The sequence below is a fragment of the Vibrio sp. SCP2 genome (assembly GCF_059295395.1).
In genome coordinates this window covers 1,313,741-1,331,391 of sequence record NZ_JCAFVV010000001.1, presented here as the reverse complement: position 1 = coordinate 1,331,391, position 17,651 = coordinate 1,313,741, and the positions used below count along the sequence as shown (strand labels likewise).

Below are 17,651 nucleotides of genomic sequence, written 5' to 3'. Positions count from 1 at the left end.
AACCGGGTCGTTTATCTTGGCAAATCAGTGTCACACAAGGATCGAGTTGTTATATACTGCGCTCCATTGTCAGTTAATCACCCAATTTTCTCCATGAACAAAAGTTTACTTACCAACATCATCGCGCTCGCACTCCTAGCCGGAGGCCATCAGGCGGGTAATCAAGTCGCATTTTATGCCGGTTTATTCGCTTTCTCAGGCGCTATCACCAACTGGTTAGCCATTCATATGTTGTTCGAGAAAGTGCCCGGCTTGTATGGCTCCGGTGTAATTCCAGCTCGTTTCGAAGAGTTTAAAGCGGCGATTAAGAACCTGATGATGGAACAGTTTTTCACTCAAGAAAACATCGATAAGTTTTTGAGCAAAGAAATGGCTGGAGGTAAGTCACTTAACCTTGAGCCAGTGATCGAGAAGATCGACTTTAACCCGACATTCGACTCACTGGTTGATGTGATTGCGAACTCTCAGTTTGGCGGTATGCTGGCGATGTTTGGTGGTACAGAAGCCCTTCAGCCAATGAAGCAGCCGTTTGTCGATAAGATGAAAGAAGCCATTGTGGATATGAGCCAAAGTGACACCATCAAAGAGGCTTTGAAAGAGCAGTTTGAAGCGCCTGCAATGATGGATGAAATACGAACCAACGTGGAAAACATTATCGATCAGCGCCTAAGCGAGCTAACGCCTAAACTCGTCAAAGAGATGGTGCAAAAGATGATTAAAGAGCACTTAGGCTGGCTGGTTGTCTGGGGCGGTGTCTTTGGTGGACTGATTGGTGTGGCGTCATCATTTGTCGCGTAAAGCACAGTTAGATTCAGTACGGGAAGCGTCGCTTCCCTTTTTTATAGCTTGGAAATCAGATCAGCATTAACCCCAAAGCTTGTCTTATGCTCTTCAATCACCACTTCACTGCGGGTTTGGATCACACCAGGTAAAGTGCCAAGTTTCGTCGACATAAAGTTTTGATAAGCCTTCATATCTTTAACTCTCACCTTAATCATGGTGTCAAAGTCCCCAGATAGAGAGTAACACTCCTCAATCTCAGGCATATCGGCAACAGCTTGAGCGAATTTTTCAAATATAGAGAAGCTCGTTTGATCCAGTCTGATATGAATAAAAACCTGAACGTCCAAACCCAGTTTTTCAGGGTTTAATTCGGCGTGATAGCCGGTGATATAACCTTCTTTTTCTAAACGTTTTACACGGTCGGAGCAGGGAGAAGTAGTGAGGTTTACTTGCTTAGCAAGTTCAACAATAGGTAGCCGACCTTTGAGGTTCAAGGCACGAAGAATTTCTCGGTCGATTCGATCTAAATCCATTTATCGCTCATAGTAAGTGACAACAACGTACCGCTATCTTAAGCCAAAAGCGTTACGGCACTGATACCTAGGCGAAGTTGGGATAAAGTTTTTGTGAAGTTATGCGATTTTCACATCTGAAAAAGTTTCTTGCGAGGTAATCACTTCAGACTGGCTGTTACAAACTCGGCAAAAAGCCTGTTTTTCCATTTTGACATAGTGCGCACCTTGGAGCAGAGTCGAAAAGAAACACGCCATACTTTTTACTACCGAATCATGTTGGACTTCGCAACGTTTCATCACGATCTTATGTGCTGTGCTTTTTCCGCAGCAGTGGCAGTGCATATGTGGCATTTTCTTCTCTCCTTAAAAGTTCGCGCTATTGATAATCGACACATTGTGGAAGCGAGAGTTCATTTAATTCAAACATTAGTTTAGAAAACGTGAGGCAAGTTCAATAAATAGCCGATTTAACTGCTTCTATACGAAAAAAGCCCCGAACTTCGGGGCTTATTGTCAAAAGAGGCACGAACTAATCAAGTTCAGTCAGCTGCTTCTTAAATTTAGCGTGCTGTGCTTTCACCGATTCTTCTGGTTCACCTGTCATTAGGCTAATAGCGATAATCGCGATAGTAGAGAAGATGATTCCCGGTACGATTTCGTACACATCGAACCAACCACCTGATAGCTGTTTCCATACTACGATGGTAATACCACCAACAAGAATACCTGCTAGAGCACCATTGCGGTTCATGCGTTCCCAGTACAAGCTAAGTACAAGTGCAGGACCAAACGCAGCACCAAAACCAGCCCAAGCGTAAGAAACCAGACCAAGTACAGAGCTGTCAGGTGTCATCGCAAGAACAAGTGCTACAACCGAGATACCGATAACGGCAACACGGCCAACCATAACGATCTCTTCAGAGCTCGCATCTTTCTTAAATACTTGCTTGTAGAAGTCTTCCGCTAGAGCAGACGATGAAACCAATAGTTGTGAATCCGCGGTACTCATTACAGCCGCCAGAATCGCAGCAAGTAAGATACCGGCAATCACTGGGTGGAATAGCGAGTTAACCAGCAACATAAAGATTTTCTCGCCGTCGTCAACGCTCACACCAGAGTTAGTGACATACACAAGGCCAACTAGACCAACTAACATCGCACCGACCATAGATAGCGCAGTCCAAATTACAGCAATACGGCGCGCAGTTGTTAGATCCTTATTTGAGCGAGATGCTTTGAAACGCGCAAGGATATGAGGCTGACCAAAGTAACCTAAACCCCAAGCAGCAAGCGAGATAATCGCAATTGCTGAAAGTGGCTCACCTTTTGAATCATCCCACAGTGACAGCAGTTCTGGGTTAATCGCAGCTAAGTCACTACCTAGTTGACCAAAACCACCTTCCATCGCTGCAATCGGTACAATTAATAGCGCCGCTGCCATCAGTAGACCTTGAACCAAGTCAGTCCAAGATACCGCAAGGAAACCACCAAATAGCGTGTAAGAAACAACACACACTGTACCGATGATAACTGCCGTTGTGTAATCTAAACCAAATACTGTCTCAAACAATTTACCGCCAGCTACCAAGCCTGAGCTTGTGTAGAAAAGGAAGAATAAAAGAATGAAGAAAGCAGAAATTACCTGAATCAGTTTTGAATTATCGTTGAAACGACGAGATAGGAATTCTGGTAGTGTTAGCGCATCGGTCGTAATACTGTACGTACGTAGACGTTTTGCGTTAATTAGCCAGTTCAACCAAGTACCTACAAGTAGACCACCTGCTAGCCAGAACGCTTCGATACCCGCTGCATAAGCATAGCCCGGCAGACCAAGTAGAAGCCAACCACTCATATCAGAAGCACCTGCTGACAATGCCGCAGGCCAAGGGCCTAGTGAGCGGCCACCCAAGAAGTAATCGCTTGAGCTTTTCGTTCGCTGGTAAGCGATAACACCAATGGCCAGCATTAGTATCAAATACGCAATAAACGTGGTTGTAATAGCAAAGCTATTTTCCATGTGATTTGTCCTCTTTTAAAAGATCGCCTTCCCTGAATGCCCCCGCTAAACGAGGGCAAATCAATGAAGATTAGTGGGTTTCGCTTCCTAGTTCGAGCAAGGTCGCGTTACCACCCACTGCTGTTATATTTATTGTTCTAGTGCGCTCAGTAATAAAACGAAGCGCTAGATGGGGATCGTGTGCCACCGATAGGCTCACAAAATCCGTTTCAGACGTCAGGCTTACAATCGCACCTGAACGTTTGGCGAGTTGTCGGTTGATTGTCCTTTCAACCTCAGTGTTACCAACATAACCAATACTGCGTACATCCGATTCCAGCAGTTGATGATAGGCATCAAGCGCAGCAAACTGTACTAGGTTAGTCGGCAACGAAGACTGCAGGTAAGCAGCTTCTAATGATTGACATAGCTCAGCGTCATCACTGCATAAGATGATGCTGTTACCCGCGATAAGTGCTGCGCTGATTTGCGCTACTACCGCTAGCTTTGCCTGCTCTCGTGTATCGTCCTGAATCACAAGAGCTACACCACGACCTGCGGTGTACAATTCGTTGGTTTCACCTGTTGGGCCAACCAATTGATGCGTCTCAGCAAGTAGTGCTGAAGCCTGTTCAATATGGTAAGAAACAACAGAAGCCAACTCAGGCTGAACTTGTTGTAAAGCCTGTTTAAAAGCGAGCAAACACTCACTCTTAGAATCAAAATTAGTTAAGTTCCAGTTTTCCCATGCAGAGAAAGCGTCAGAAAAACGAGTTACTTGATGAACCATGATTATTCTCCTTGCTCACTCAATTAAGAAAATTGTGTTTGGGTAAAACGGTACAGGTAGTGAGGGCCGCCAGCTTTAGGACCCGTGCCAGATAAACCTTGACCGCCAAACGGCTGAACGCCAACCACAGCACCAACTTGATCTCGGTTGATGTAACAGTTACCTACGCGAGCGTGCTTTTCGATCCAGCGATAGGTCGTTTCGTTACGGCTATGAATGCCCATCGTCAAACCAAATCCAGTGGTATTGATCTGGTCAACAATCTGGTGCAGCTCACTCGCTTTGAAACGAACGATGTGCAAGATAGGTCCAAACTGCTCTTCTTTAAGGCAAGAGATATCACCAATTTCAAAAGCGGTAGGAGCAACAAAATCTCCGTATTCATGCTCTTCAGACAACGCAAGCTGAGCGACTTTCTTTTCACTGCTGCTCATTCGCTCAATGTGCTGAAGCAGTTTCGTTTTAGCCGTTTGATCGATAACTGGACCAACATCAGTAGAATGAAGATAAGGCTTGCCTACGCTCAATTCCTGCATCGCCCCCTGAATAAGGGCAATGATGCGATCAGCGATATCTTCCTGAACATAGAGAACGCGCAGTGCACTACAGCGCTGACCCGCTGAAGCAAATGCAGAACGGATAACGTCACGAACTACTTGCTCAGGTAGCGCAGTACTATCAACGATCATCGCATTTTGACCGCCAGTTTCAGCGATAAACGGTACTGGCGCAGCATCACGCTCGGCCAAGGTTTGGTTGATTCGCTGCGCGGTTGCGGTTGAGCCTGTAAACGCGACACCTGCAATTGCAGAGTGCGAGGTCAATGCTGAGCCAATTTCTGCGCCGCGGCCAGGAAGGAGTTGGATAGTACCTGCAGGGAAACCCGCATCTAACATAAGTTCAACAGCGCGAGCTGCTATTAAACTGGTTTGCTCCGCAGGCTTAGCAACAACCGTGTTTCCAGAGACAAGAGCCGCAGTAATTTGTCCAAGGAAAATCGCCAACGGGAAGTTCCATGGGCTGATACAAACAAAGACACCACGTCCTTGACGAGTGACCACGCGACTTTGACCATCAAAGCCTTTCACTGCCAGTTCGCCAAGTGCATCGACTTGTTTAGCATAGTAACGACAGAAGTCTACCGCTTCACGAACTTCATCAATGCTGTCATGAATCGTCTTACCTGCCTCTTGATGACAGATAGCAACCAGTTCTGCTAAGTGCTCTTCAAGTAGGTCGGCTAAGGTATCCAGTTTTTCCGCACGTTGAGATTTCGGACTCAATTGCCATGCACTAAATGCTTGCTCTGCACCTTCAATAGCAGCGGAAACATGATCAAGGGTAGCGAAAGCCACCTGACCAACATGGATACGTCTGTCGTAAGGCGCTGTTACTGATTCAGTGTTGATGTTTTCCTTGATCATGCTTTCGGCAAGGAACTCGCCATTAATGATCGGCCCAGCCGTCCAATTTTTGTTCAAGAAGCTTTCTACTTCATGCTCAAACGGCTTAGCTTCACTTTCAATATCAACGTTGACGCCAAGTGAGTTCTTGCGCTCAGGGAACACATCAGTTGGCAGTGGGATACTGGTATTATTTAGCGTTTCAAACGCATTTAGCATATCAACTGGATGCTGGGTCAACGTCTCTACAGGACAGCGTGCATCGACCAATCGATGTACGAATGAGCTATTAGCGCCGTTCTCTAGTAATCGACGTACCAAGTAAGGAAGCAGGTCTTTATGACTACCGACTGGCGCATAAATACGAACTGACTGTTGGTAGGCTTCCATCGCGTGGTTGTATAGAGAATCTCCCATACCGTGCAGACGTTGGAACTCAAAATCTTTGTGCTCTGCCATGACAGCAATTGAAGTCACTGTCTGAGCATTGTGGCTAGCAAACTGTGGGAAGATATTACCGCGAACATTGTCGCTCAGTAGGAATCGCGCGCAGGCTAGATAAGCTACGTCTGTCGCTTCTTTGCGGGTATAAACTGGATAGTTAGTGTAACCTGCTTGTTGTGACCACTTGATTTCACTGTCCCAGTAAGCACCTTTTACAAGGCGAAGTGGAATCAAGTCACCCTGTTCTTTTGCTAGACCATTGATCCAAACTAGCACAGGCAAAGCACGTTTCGAGTAGGCTTGAATCACCAGGCCAAACTTACCCCAGCCTTTAACAAGTTCGCTGCGATACACTTTTTCAAACAGTTTTAGAGAAAGCTCTAGTCTGTCAGCTTCTTCAGCATCAATGGTAATTGCAACATCAAGCTCAACCGCACGGCGAAGTAACTGCTGCAGCGTGTCATAGAGCTCAGTCAGTACGCGCTCTTCATTGGCAACTTCGTAACGTGGATGAAGTGCAGATAGCTTGATCGAAACAGATGGCGCAGGGCTAGTATCCAATCCGTAATTGTCGCGCCCTACGGCTTCAATCGCCATGAGGTAATCTTTGAAATACTTGTTAGCGTCAGCGGTTGTGAGTGCCGCCTCACCTAACATGTCATAAGAATAGGTAAAGCCTTTGTCGCGCATTGGGCGACCATTTTTTTGCGCTTCCGCAATGCTGCGTCCAAGTACAAATTGGTGCCCCATCACTTTCATCGCCTGATGCATCGCCTTACGGATCACAGGCTCAGACATTTTGTTCACTAGGCGGTTAACCGCACTCACTGGGCTCTGAGATTCGTTTTCAGAGAGACCAACAACTTTGCCTGTCAACATTAATCCCCATGTCGAGGCGTTAACAAACACAGAGTCTGAATTCTTAAGGTGAGATTTCCAATCCGCAACAGTCAATTTGTCTCGAATCAGTGCGTCAGCCGTTGCTGAATCTGGGATACGCATCAACGCTTCTGCCAAACACATCAGCAAGATACCTTCTTGCGTATCAAGGCTGTATTCAAGCAGTAGAGCATCGATCATCTGAATCGACTTTTTATCCGCTCGTATCGCTTCAATAAGTTGGGTCGTCTTAGCCGCAATTTGTTCTTTTTCGCCATCGCTTGGCATTGCTAATGGCAACAATTGATTAAGCCATTGTGATTCATCCACCATGTATAGTGGAGAGATCAACGACCAAAGCTTGTTAAGCGGTTGCTCAACAAACTCAGCATTTAACACGTCAGTCGCTGTAAACATGCGTTTTCCTCAATCTCACACCTGAAATCAGTTCAGGTTTCCTACAATGGCTTGCAGTGTATTTTGAGCCCGAGAAGATTACTTGTCAAAAACTCCGAGTTTTTTGCTAAAAACTCTGATTATTAACAAAACAAATACAGAGTCACATGCAAATAAGCAAAATAATATATGGTTAAAGTTATCTTATTTAACCAAATTGTTTCTTGTACAGAGACGGCGACATGCCTTGTAGGCGAGAAAAGGTATGTGTGAAGGCACTTTGACCCGAGAATCCGGTAAATTCGGCCACTTGACCTAGAGTGAGATGACCCTGCTCTATCAACTGCTTGGCCATATCGATGCGTTTGCCCAAGACGTATTGATGAGGAGTGATGCCCATTTGCTCTTTAAACAACGAATGAAACTGGCTCTCTCCAAGGAACACACTGCCAGCAAGCTGCGTGACGGAGATTTTTTGACTTAGATGTTGCTCGATATAACGATCGATCGCCTCTAAATCAAAACGCGAATCTCGTCGAACACTGGCAAACGCTGACATGTGGCGCTGCAACAGCGCAACAACCGTATCGTTACAGGCTCGGCTTAGCAGAAGGTCATCTGGGCTAGACTGCATTTCCGCTACCAGCATTTGAATCAACTTTTGAATCTGGCTATCGAGCTGAAAGTAGGTATCCTTTTGATTAAGGTCGTTTAGCCTTTGTAACAACAAAGGATCATCGTCTTTAGGCAGTGGCATATTCAGCACTAAGATATCCGATTGCTCCAATACGCTACCAAAAGCATGGCCCGTCCCAGAAGTCACCACACAGCCTTGACCGGGTCCCACCAAATTACCGTAACCACTGACTTCGAACTCCGCTTTTCCTTTCAATCCAATGACTACTTGCGTGTAATTATGGTCATGACAATCCATATAAGATGGTAAAGTGACCAGTTGCGCTGGCAAAGGCGACAAATCTTTGGCAGCTGATGGTTTATTTTCTGACTTAAAGGGCGAAGACATAGCGGTCCACTAGTGTATTTGGTGGCGGAATGTTCATGGTATACCAAAAGTGATTCAACTCGAAATTCCTATTGATAATTTATCAAATAGGTTGCATTTTGCTCAGTAAGGCTCGTCTCTGACTCGGTTTCCAGTTGTTGAAAAAATCATCATCCAGCCTACTGGAAGAATGATCAAGTGCACATAAATTACGGCTTATGTCACTTCTATCCATTTTACCTCTAATCGATCAAGATTCTTTACTTGCATATTTCTTCAATGCGCCCAAAATGGATTAGGTAATGGATAAGTTTATCTCGATTTATGATAAGCTTAGGTCAGACTCTCTAGAAATGGAGAGTAATAAATGGAAGAAATAGACCTTTGCAAGGCACCTTAGCAATGGACTGTCAAAAGTTTGTCTTTTTCCTATTTTAAGGTACATATCGATTCGAACATGTACTGGGTTTAAATATTTTACTTTGGTAATTTAAACGTTAATTGTTGCAGGGACTTATGATCATACGTCGCATCCCAGCGCTTTTGCTTGCGCTAAGCCCTCTTTGGGTTTCGACTTCGATTTTTGCAGATGAAAATGTACAGGCTGATCCTGTCGCTGAAATCGAGAGTAAATTAGAAAATAAAGAAGCGGAAATGGGTACTATGGCTACAGAGTTCGACTCTGAAGCTGAACGCCTCCAACAACTTCAGAATGATAAGAGTAAACTTAAGCGTAGTGAGCAAGAGCTCAACGCTAAGCGTAATCGAACCAAGTCGGCACTGGACAAACAGTATAACCGTCTTTTAGATGATCCAGACATCGACTTAGTTTCTTTCCAGAAGGCCTATCAGGACGCTTGGTCTGAAGTGAAAGAAAACCAGTCTTCACTGCTTGAGAACCAGCAAGCCATCACAGAAAGTGAAATGCGCCTTTCGCAAATTAAGCAGAAACAGGCTCGACTCAACTCTGAGCTTTCTTACCTGCAAGAGCAAAAAGTGGAAGCACGTGTGAAACGTATTGCCGCTGAGCTCCGTGAAAGCGACGTTCTAGAAACGAGTTTCAAAACGACCTGTTCTTCGACCATGACATTGGGCGAATGTACTAGCCAAGGCCAATACCTAACTAAGCAAAAAGCGGTGAAAGCGTTTAAAGCTAAGTTAATGGATCGCTTAACTGAGTCGAACTTAGCCAAGCAAAATGCGAAAGGTGTTCAGCTAAACGTGCACGTTCAGGAAAGCCAAATCATCCGTTCTGGTTTTGAAGGTAACAATAGTTACTTCACGCAAATGCAGTCTCAACTTCAAGCTCGTCCAGAAGCTTCAGCAGCATGTAAGCTGCTCAATGTTTCTTCTCGCTACTGCTTGAAAGGCGAGCAAGCAGCAAAAACCAAAAAGAACGATAAGAACTGGGTAAACGTAACCGTTCGCTCTGATCAGTATGACGATGCAGTTGTTATCAACGGTATCAATTACGGTAGCACACCAGTAGAAGTTGTTCTTCCTCGTGGCCAGCACCAAGTAACCGTATCGAAAAGTGGGTACGAAACCTACAACCGTGAAATCAGTGTGAATGCAAATGACACGGTTTGGGTTAAGTTGCGTCCGAGTGGATAACGCTTGAAATTCATACTGAATTCACAAGATTGAGCTAAAAACGCCATTTTGATCCTAAGTTATTAAAGGATAACTTAAGACAAAGTGGCGTTTTCGTTTAAAATAAGCCAATTAATCAATAATTAGATGTAGAAGAAAGACAATGCGCCCAGGTTTACCAGCCCTTTTGTTAGCATTATCTCCGTGTTTGCTTCTCTCTCCTGTGGTAGCAGAAGAAGCGCCGAAGACATTGGTTCAGATTGATGACCAACTCTTCACTACACACGATGAGTTAAAAGCTGCGCTAGAAGCGAAAGAACAGCAGCAAGCGCTGCTAGATAGCAAGAAATCAGAATTGGACTCTCTTGAACAAAAGGCCAAGTCTTTGGATGACGCGTTCTCCAACGCGAAAAGTAAGCTAGAAAATGCTTACCAACGCATGATTGACGATCCAAACATTGATCTTGCTGCATCACAAAAAGCTTACCAAGATGCGTGGTCGGCGGTTAAACAGAACCAAAAAGCACGCTTGTCGACTGAGCAAGAGCTGGTAGAAATACGTAATGTCTTTGCAACTCGCCAAGCTGAGCTTGAAGCCATTGAACAAAAGATCGCTAGTTTAGACGAAGACAAGATTCGTGCGAGAGTTGAGCAGCTTAGGGCTGAGCTGAAACAACCACAGCAGATTTCCGTTAGCTTTACTAACCGATGCCAACCTTCGCTTACGCTTTCACAATGTGACCAGCAAACGAAAGAGCTTGCTCTGCAAAAAGCCGTCAAACAGTTTAGAGCTGAAATTGCCGAACAAACCAGCGAAAGTGGTCTAGTTAAGCGCAATATCAATGACACATCTCTTAATATCCATGTGATTAAACACGCGACTAAGCAAGCCGGTTTCTACGATGGTGTTCGTTATCGCACTATCATGGATGTAGAGTTGGAAGCACGCCCTAAAGCGAAAGCAGCATGTGACTTATTACAGGTTGGCACTCAGTACTGTTTCGCACCTGGCGTATCACGTGAGCTTCAAGCTGACCAAGAAATGGCATGGGTAACACTTGCAGTACGTTCTAATCAGTTCAACGACAGTGTGTATATCGATGGCGTTTCCTACGGTAGTACACCCGTTGAGATTATGCTGCCTATCGGTCTTCACGACATTACCGTACAAAAAGAAGGCTACAAAGCCTTTACCCAGCAAGTATCAGTGAAGTCGGACACGGCTATTCGAGCAGTTTTAAAAGAAAAGTCAAACCCACTTCGAGCGGGTAGTAAGTTTGCTGACGGTATGGCAAATGATGGTCAAGCACCTGAAATGATTGCTATTTTACAAGGAAAATACTTCACGGGGGAAAACGCTTCGAAACAAGTATTCCTTGATCATGCTTTCGGCATTGGCGCGACTCCTGTAACGGTGAGTCAATTTGCTACCTTTGTCGAGCACACCAATTACCAAACGGATGCAGAACTTAAAAACACCTGTACTGCACTTGTGAATGGTGAAGTTACCCCTGTGTCTAAAGCAAGCTGGCGTGATCCTGGCTTTAAGCAGTACCCGAACTCTCCTGTGGTTTGTGTCAGCCAAAACGATGCCAAGTCGTATGCGAATTGGCTACGCAAGCAGACAGGCGCGGCTTATCGTCTACCTACTGAAGAAGAGTGGGAAGTTGCTGCACGCGCTGGTAGCCAAGATAAATATTGGTGGGGCGACGCCTTCATCTCAGGTGAAGCCAATACCGGTTGGAGTGGTACTCCGTGGTCTAACGCGAGCACATCGCCAGTCAGTGCCTTTAAGCCAAACCAACTTGGTCTCTATGATGTAGTGGGCAACGTTTGGCAATGGACAAGCAGCCCTAAAGGTATCGCAAAAGGTGGCGCTTGGAATTTTTCCCCTGAAATGGCGGCTTCTGATAAGCAACTGTTCTTATCTACCTTTGAAGCGGCAAACTACCTCGGTTTCCGCGTCGTCCGAGACATCAACTAACCAGTCTAAAGGGGGGATTTCCCCCCTTTTTTATTACTATCAAAGAGATATGATAACTAACGAGTCAGGTTGTATTACCTAACTCAGTATCTATTGATACGTCTATACTCAGTGAACCACTGAGTTCATAGAACCTCTTCTACACGTCGACAAGATTATTTCTTGTGTTTGCCAGTCATCGTATGGTGCCTGGCATTTTTTATCGTACAGAATATTTAAATCTGATATGATATTCGTTCTGTTTTATAAGATTTATATTGATAAGTGAACGAACAACAAGCCTCTCTATTCAATCAACTCCCCGGCTATTGGGGCTGTAAAGACCTCAATTCTGTTTTTGTTTACGCCAACGATGCCTACGCTAAGCTTATCGGCTTTACGCAGTCGAGCCAGTGTAGTGGTTTGTCGGATAGCCAAATGCCAAGCCCAACCTCTCGTTGTGCTGCTGATTTCGTGCGCCAAGACCGATATGTCATAGAGAACAAGGCCCAACTTAAGATCTTAGATATTCACCCCTACCCTGATGGTAGTTGGCGTGCGCACATCTTTACTAAGACCCCTTGGCTAGACGACAGTGGGCAGGTACAAGGCACCATATTTTATGGCCAAGAGTTGTCGAACACAGCGATTTTAGAAGTGAGCCACTGGATATGTCGAGCGACTGGACTCACATCAAATGAAACGTTAGCAGGTGATACGCCACCAACCAGCACCTTAAACAGTAAACTGACCTCTAGAGAATCTGAAGCACTGTTTCTATTGTTGTATGGGAAAAAGCCAAGCTATATCGCGAAAATAATGAAGATATCGATCAAGACATTGGAAAGCTATGTCGTTAGGCTTAGGCACAAATTTGGTGCTCACTCTAAGGCTCATCTGATCGATCTGGCACTTGAGCAAGGCTACGGGTCCTACATCCCAGAAACCTTGTTAAAGACTCAGATTTCCGTTGCTCTTAATGCAGAAAACGCCGCGTAATGCGGCGTTTTGACTATGGAGCAAGGCGATCAATATGCCACGCTTCGTGATCTTTGGAAAACAAGAAACGGTCATGAAGTCGATGCTCGCCTCCTTGCCAGAACTCGATGCTTTCTGGCCTAATACGATAGCCTCCCCAGAAACTTGGTACCGGGATTTCACCTGCTTCAAACTTCTTTTTAAGCTCTAGGAACTTACCTTCTAAAACCCCACGTGCTGAAATGCGGCTGCTTTGTTTACTGGCAATCGCCGCAAGCTGACTGGATTTAGGTCTTGAAGAGAAATACTTCATATTTTCGACAGCACTGAGTTTTTCCGCAACTCCAGTAATATGGACCTGTCTTTCCAACGGATGCCAAGGGAAATGTAAGCTCACCTTAGCATTGTGCTCGATTTGTTGCGCCTTACGGCTACCTAAGTTGGTATAGAATATAAATCCTTGCTCATCGACGTTTTTTAGCAAGACAATTCGTTGGAAAGGCTGACCTGTTTCATCCACCGTTGCCACTGTCATTGCTGTTGGATCTGTTAGCTTGGCATCAATCGCTTGCTTCAGCCATAAATTGAACTGAGCAACTGGGTCTGACAACAAATCTTTTCTTCGCAAACCACCTTTTGTGTATTCGCGACGAATATCATCAAGTTCCATCTTTTCTCCTCGGCGAAATTTTTTTGTCGATTGTGCGCTCTTAATGATAAGAACTCAAGCCCAAGGCAACGGATAGCGCTACACTCTATAAAAACCATCGATTAAATCTAAGTTAACTATTTTACTAGAATAAATATGACAGCAAATCCTTAACATTTCAGGTCATGAGTAATAAAATCAATAGAATAACTCTATATAATAAGGACTACCCATGAGTAAGAGCGGTTATGACAAGCTTACTCCAAACGAACTGGACTATGTCGACGACAAAACAGCGGCACTACTTCTAAACACTCCGAATAGTGCGCGTGTGATGCTGTGGATCATGGTGCTGTTTTTTGTGCTTGCCGCTTTATGGGCATCTTGGGCAGAAATCGACAAGGTCACGGTCGGTCAGGGTAAAGTCGTTCCTTCTTCTCAGATTCAAGTAGTGCAAAACTTAGAAGGTGGTCTGGTCAAAGAGATCCTTGTTCGTGAAGGCCAAAAGGTTGAAAAAGGCCAGCAGCTATTGCTTATTGACGATACGCGTTTCCGTTCCGATTACCGTGAGCGTGAACAACAAGTCGCCAACTTAACGGCAAGTGTTTTACAGCTCTCGGCTTCCATTACTAGTGTAGAGCTCAACGAAAATTTTGATGAAACCAACTGGCAAAAGAGTGTACTACTCAACTTTAACAAGTTGGCCTTCCCACCGATTCTCGAAGAAACGCAACCTAATCTAGTCGCTCGCCAACGCGCAGAGTATCGCCAAGATTTAAATAATCTGCGTAACCAGATATCGCTACTTGATCAACAGGTAAAACAGAAGCAACAAGATCTGGTTGAAATCCAAGCTCGCGTTAGAAACTTACGCGAGAGCTATCGCTTTGCCAACAAAGAGCTTGAGATTACTAAGCCGCTTGCTGAAGAAGGTGTCGTACCAAGAATTGAACTGCTCAAACTTCAGCGTCAGGTTAACGATACTCGCCGCGAGATGACTTCTAGCGAACTCAAGGTTCCAGTCCTTAAATCTGCGATTCGCGAAGCCATGCTTAGCCGCATTGATGCGGCGCAGAAGTTTCGCTCAGAGCAGCAAGAGAAGCTAAACCAAGCACAAGACAAACTCTCTTCGCTCACAGAATCAACCGTGGGTTTAGAAGACCGAGTCAACCGTACTATCGTCACTTCTCCTGTGACCGGCACGGTCAAAACCCTCAACGTCAACACAGTTGGTGGTGTTATCCAGCCGGGTATGGATATTGTTGAAATTGTACCAAGCGAAGACACGCTACTCGTTGAAGCTAAAATTGCGCCTCAAGATATCGCGTTTCTGCGCCCAGACCTTCACACTATCGTTAAGTTTAGTGCTTATGACTTCACTAAATACGGTGGCTTAGAGGGAACGCTCGAACACATAAGCGCAGATACAACCACCGACGAAGAGGGAAATAGCTTCTATCTTGTGCGAGTACGGACTAAAGAGACAAGTCTAGACAAAGATAACTCGCTACCGATTATCCCGGGGATGACCGCATCGGTCGATATCATTACGGGTAAGCGCACCATTTTAGAATATCTGCTTAAGCCGATTCTTAGCGCGCAGAACAATGCTCTAAAGGAATAGCTTGAATGATGAACAAAGAGTCAGAGAAAACAATTTGAACGTTCGCATGTTTGCCAACGGCCTGATTGCTTTTGCTGTACTGCTGTTAGCCACTACCACATCGTTTGCTCTTAATACCCAAGAGCAACGTTGGGTCGATGCTGTCCGAAAAACCTACGGTGATCGGGCCGGTCGCCGTGTCGAGACGTGGCGCAAAGAGATGGCGCAGTATAAGTCGATCCCTGAACGGGATAAGCTGACCAAAGTAAATAACTTCTTCAATCAACTCAATTTCGTCAACGATATTCACCTGTGGGGCAAAAACGATTACTGGGCGACGCCTTTAGAGTTCCTTGGCAGTAATGCAGGGGACTGTGAAGACTTCACCATCGCCAAGTATTTTTCCCTTCTTGAACTGGGTGTATCAGATAAAAAACTCCGCTTGGTGTATGTTAAAGCCATTGAGTTAAATCAGTTTCATATGGTTTTAGCCTATTACTCCAAGCCAAGTGCAGAACCGATTCTGCTCGACAACATCAACCCACAAATTAAACGTGCATCTAAACGCCGAGATCTATTACCGATATACAGTTTCAACGGTAAGAATCTATGGCTGATGAAGTCGAAACAGGGACAACTTGCAGGGAAGTCTTCGAGGCTAAGCCTATGGAATGACCTCCGTGCGCGCGAGAAATCGCTCAAACTAAATAAACCAGTAGTCAATTATGATGAGTAGGCAATATGACTTTATATAAACAACTTGTCGCAGGTATGATTGCGGTCATTTTGATGCTGTTAATCTCGGTGTTTATCATCGAATTTAACACCACTCGAAATAACCTCATTCAACAGCAGCGCTCTGAGGTGAATAACACCATCAATACGGTCGGTCTCGCGTTAGCCCCGTATTTAGAAAACAAGGACCAAGTTGCCGTGGAATCGGTCATCAATGCCTTGTTTGATGGCAGTAGTTATTCTGTGGTGCGTTTGATCTTCCTTGATACTGGAGACGAGATTCTACGCTCGTATCCAATAAAGCCAAACAATGTGCCTAAATGGTTCACTCGCCTCAACCTGTTTGAAAAGATCCACGACCGACGCGTTGTGACGAGCGGATGGATGCAGCTAGCCGAAGTCGAGATTGTCAGCCACCCTGGGGATGCCTACACCCAACTATGGCTTGCATTTGAGCGCTTGGTGATTGCTTTCTGTATCATCATGCTGATTGGTTTGTTCTCTATCTCTTTCATCCTAAAACGCGCGCTTCGTCCTTTGCAGCTTATCGTAAACAAAATGGAGCAAGTCGCGAACAATCAGTTTGGCGAGCCACTTCCTCGACCAGCAACACAAGACTTAATCTATGTTGTTGATGGCATTAACAGCATGTCCGCCCAACTTGAGAAATCCTTCAAAGCACAAGCAAAAGAAGCTCAGCAACTTCGTGAACGTGCCTACATTGACCCAGTGTCGCAACTTGGTAATCGCGCGTACTACATGAGTCAGCTTAACTCGTGGATTGGCGAAGGTGGTATTGGCGGTGTTGCAATACTGGAAGCTAGCTTCATTCGCGAACTGTATGAAGAGAAAGGCTATGAAGCGGGTGATGGTATGGTTCGAGAGCTCGCAGATCACTTGAAGGTGTCTATGTCATCTCCAGATGTCACTCTAGCGCGTATCTCTACAGAGGAATTTGGTTTTATCTTACCAAATGTCGATGATTCTGAGCTTAAGTTGATTGCCGAGAGCATTGTTACATACGTGCAAGATATCAACGCCGATCCAACAGGTATGGCGACCGCCAACTTGTCGTTGGGTGTGGTTTTCAATAAGGCTTCGACAAACTCGACAGAACTGCTCACCATGCTTGATAACGCTTTGGCCAATGCAAAGTCAAACCCAGAACTTAACTACGGTTATGTGACTGGAGAAGACACTGACAACCTAATGGGTAAACAGCAGTGGAAAACCTTGGTGGAAGAAGCGATCAGCAATGATTGGTTTAGCTTCCGTTTTCAGGCTGCCAATAACAGTTGGGGGCAAGCTTATCACCGCGAAGTTTTCTCTGCGATTGAGAAAGATGGTGAACGTTACAGTGCCAATCAATACCTGTTTGCTTTAGAACAGCTCAATGCTAGCCACCTATTCGACGAGTATGTGATTAAGGCGATTGTCGAGCGACTAGAAGCAGGTGAATTTAGTGAACCTGTTGCGATCAACATTGCGCAGAGCAGTATCTCTCAGCCAAGCTTTATCCGCTGGGTGACACAATTACTAAACAAACATTCGTCCGTTGCCTCACTGCTGCATTTTGAGATTCCGGAAAACTGTTTTATCAACTCGCCGCACCACACCGCCCTATTCTGTAACGCGGTACGCGGGGCAGGTGCAGATTTTGGTGTCGATAACTATGGCCGTAACTTCCAATCTTTGGATTACATCAACGAGTTCCGTCCTGCGTATGTGAAGCTAGATTATCTCTATACTCACCACTTGGATGATGAGAAGCAGAAATTTACTCTGACCTCTATTTCGAGAACAGCGCATAACTTGGGCATCAAGACTATCGCTTCACGTGTCGAAACGCAGACTCAGTTAGATTTCTTATCTGAGCACTTTATTGAAGTCTTCCAAGGCTTCATCGTAGATAAATAATTAA

14 protein-coding genes are annotated in these 17,651 nt (G+C 45.1%); 7 read left to right on the top strand and 7 right to left on the bottom strand.

The window, feature by feature from the left end; translation table 11 throughout:
* The first annotated feature begins 93 nt into the window (after positions 1–93).
* A complete protein-coding gene (locus AC5O63_RS06370; protein ID WP_425667626.1) occupies positions 94–798 on the top strand; it encodes a DUF445 domain-containing protein in 705 nt (234 codons plus the stop codon).
* Positions 799–839: 41 nt separating this feature from the next.
* On the opposite strand, the gene AC5O63_RS06365 is transcribed toward AC5O63_RS06370, so the two are convergent.
* The 6 genes from AC5O63_RS06365 to AC5O63_RS06340 all read right to left on the bottom strand — a co-directional run bounded on the left by AC5O63_RS06365 (position 840) and on the right by AC5O63_RS06340 (position 8,230).
* Complete coding sequence (locus AC5O63_RS06365) at positions 840–1,316, bottom strand: Lrp/AsnC family transcriptional regulator (protein ID WP_004744557.1); 477 nt, start codon at positions 1,314–1,316, stop codon at positions 840–842.
* Between the two features lie 99 nt (positions 1,317–1,415).
* Positions 1,416–1,649, bottom strand: coding sequence for a hypothetical protein (locus AC5O63_RS06360; RefSeq protein WP_494504331.1), 234 nt, complete (start codon positions 1,647–1,649; stop codon positions 1,416–1,418).
* A gap of 178 nt (positions 1,650–1,827) precedes the next feature.
* Positions 1,828–3,315, bottom strand: coding sequence for a sodium/proline symporter PutP (gene putP, locus AC5O63_RS06355; protein WP_494504330.1), 1,488 nt, complete (start codon positions 3,313–3,315; stop codon positions 1,828–1,830).
* A gap of 70 nt (positions 3,316–3,385) precedes the next feature.
* Positions 3,386–4,084 (bottom strand): hypothetical protein, encoded by a 699-nt coding sequence (locus AC5O63_RS06350; RefSeq protein WP_004744555.1) that lies wholly within the window; start codon positions 4,082–4,084, stop codon positions 3,386–3,388.
* A 23-nt stretch (positions 4,085–4,107) separates the two neighbouring features.
* Positions 4,108–7,227: a bifunctional proline dehydrogenase/L-glutamate gamma-semialdehyde dehydrogenase PutA gene (gene putA / locus AC5O63_RS06345; RefSeq protein WP_494504329.1), complete on the bottom strand. Its 3,120-nt coding sequence runs from the start codon at positions 7,225–7,227 to the stop codon at positions 4,108–4,110.
* A gap of 187 nt (positions 7,228–7,414) precedes the next feature.
* The gene (locus tag AC5O63_RS06340) at positions 7,415–8,230 is read right to left on the bottom strand and encodes an AraC family transcriptional regulator (protein ID WP_171320075.1); all 816 of its coding nucleotides are present in this window, start codon (positions 8,228–8,230) and stop codon (positions 7,415–7,417) included.
* Between the two features lie 495 nt (positions 8,231–8,725).
* Between AC5O63_RS06340 and AC5O63_RS06335 the strand changes: the two genes are divergently transcribed.
* From AC5O63_RS06335 to AC5O63_RS06325, 3 genes are all read left to right on the top strand, one after another.
* Positions 8,726–9,823, top strand: a complete 1,098-nt coding sequence (locus AC5O63_RS06335; RefSeq protein ID WP_069668435.1) for a PEGA domain-containing protein — start codon at positions 8,726–8,728, stop codon at positions 9,821–9,823.
* Between the two features lie 142 nt (positions 9,824–9,965).
* A complete protein-coding gene (locus tag AC5O63_RS06330) occupies positions 9,966–11,786 on the top strand; it encodes an SUMF1/EgtB/PvdO family nonheme iron enzyme (RefSeq protein WP_494504328.1) in 1,821 nt (606 codons plus the stop codon).
* Positions 11,787–12,050: 264 nt separating this feature from the next.
* A complete protein-coding gene (locus AC5O63_RS06325; RefSeq protein WP_004745801.1) occupies positions 12,051–12,764 on the top strand; it encodes a helix-turn-helix transcriptional regulator in 714 nt (237 codons plus the stop codon).
* Positions 12,765–12,777: 13 nt separating this feature from the next.
* Here AC5O63_RS06325 and pdxH read toward each other — a convergent pair whose 3' ends face one another.
* The gene (gene pdxH / locus AC5O63_RS06320) at positions 12,778–13,413 is read right to left on the bottom strand and encodes a pyridoxamine 5'-phosphate oxidase (RefSeq protein WP_004745800.1); all 636 of its coding nucleotides are present in this window, start codon (positions 13,411–13,413) and stop codon (positions 12,778–12,780) included.
* A 211-nt stretch (positions 13,414–13,624) separates the two neighbouring features.
* Between pdxH and AC5O63_RS06315 the strand changes: the two genes are divergently transcribed.
* From AC5O63_RS06315 to AC5O63_RS06305, 3 genes are read left to right on the top strand one after another with little or no spacing between them, the layout of a single operon-like run.
* A complete protein-coding gene (locus tag AC5O63_RS06315; protein WP_494504327.1) occupies positions 13,625–15,016 on the top strand; it encodes an HlyD family type I secretion periplasmic adaptor subunit in 1,392 nt (463 codons plus the stop codon).
* Between the two features lie 46 nt (positions 15,017–15,062).
* A complete protein-coding gene (locus AC5O63_RS06310; RefSeq protein WP_239854825.1) occupies positions 15,063–15,731 on the top strand; it encodes a transglutaminase-like cysteine peptidase in 669 nt (222 codons plus the stop codon).
* A gap of 5 nt (positions 15,732–15,736) precedes the next feature.
* A complete protein-coding gene (locus AC5O63_RS06305) occupies positions 15,737–17,647 on the top strand; it encodes a bifunctional diguanylate cyclase/phosphodiesterase (protein WP_494504326.1) in 1,911 nt (636 codons plus the stop codon).
* Positions 17,648–17,651 lie beyond the last annotated feature (4 nt).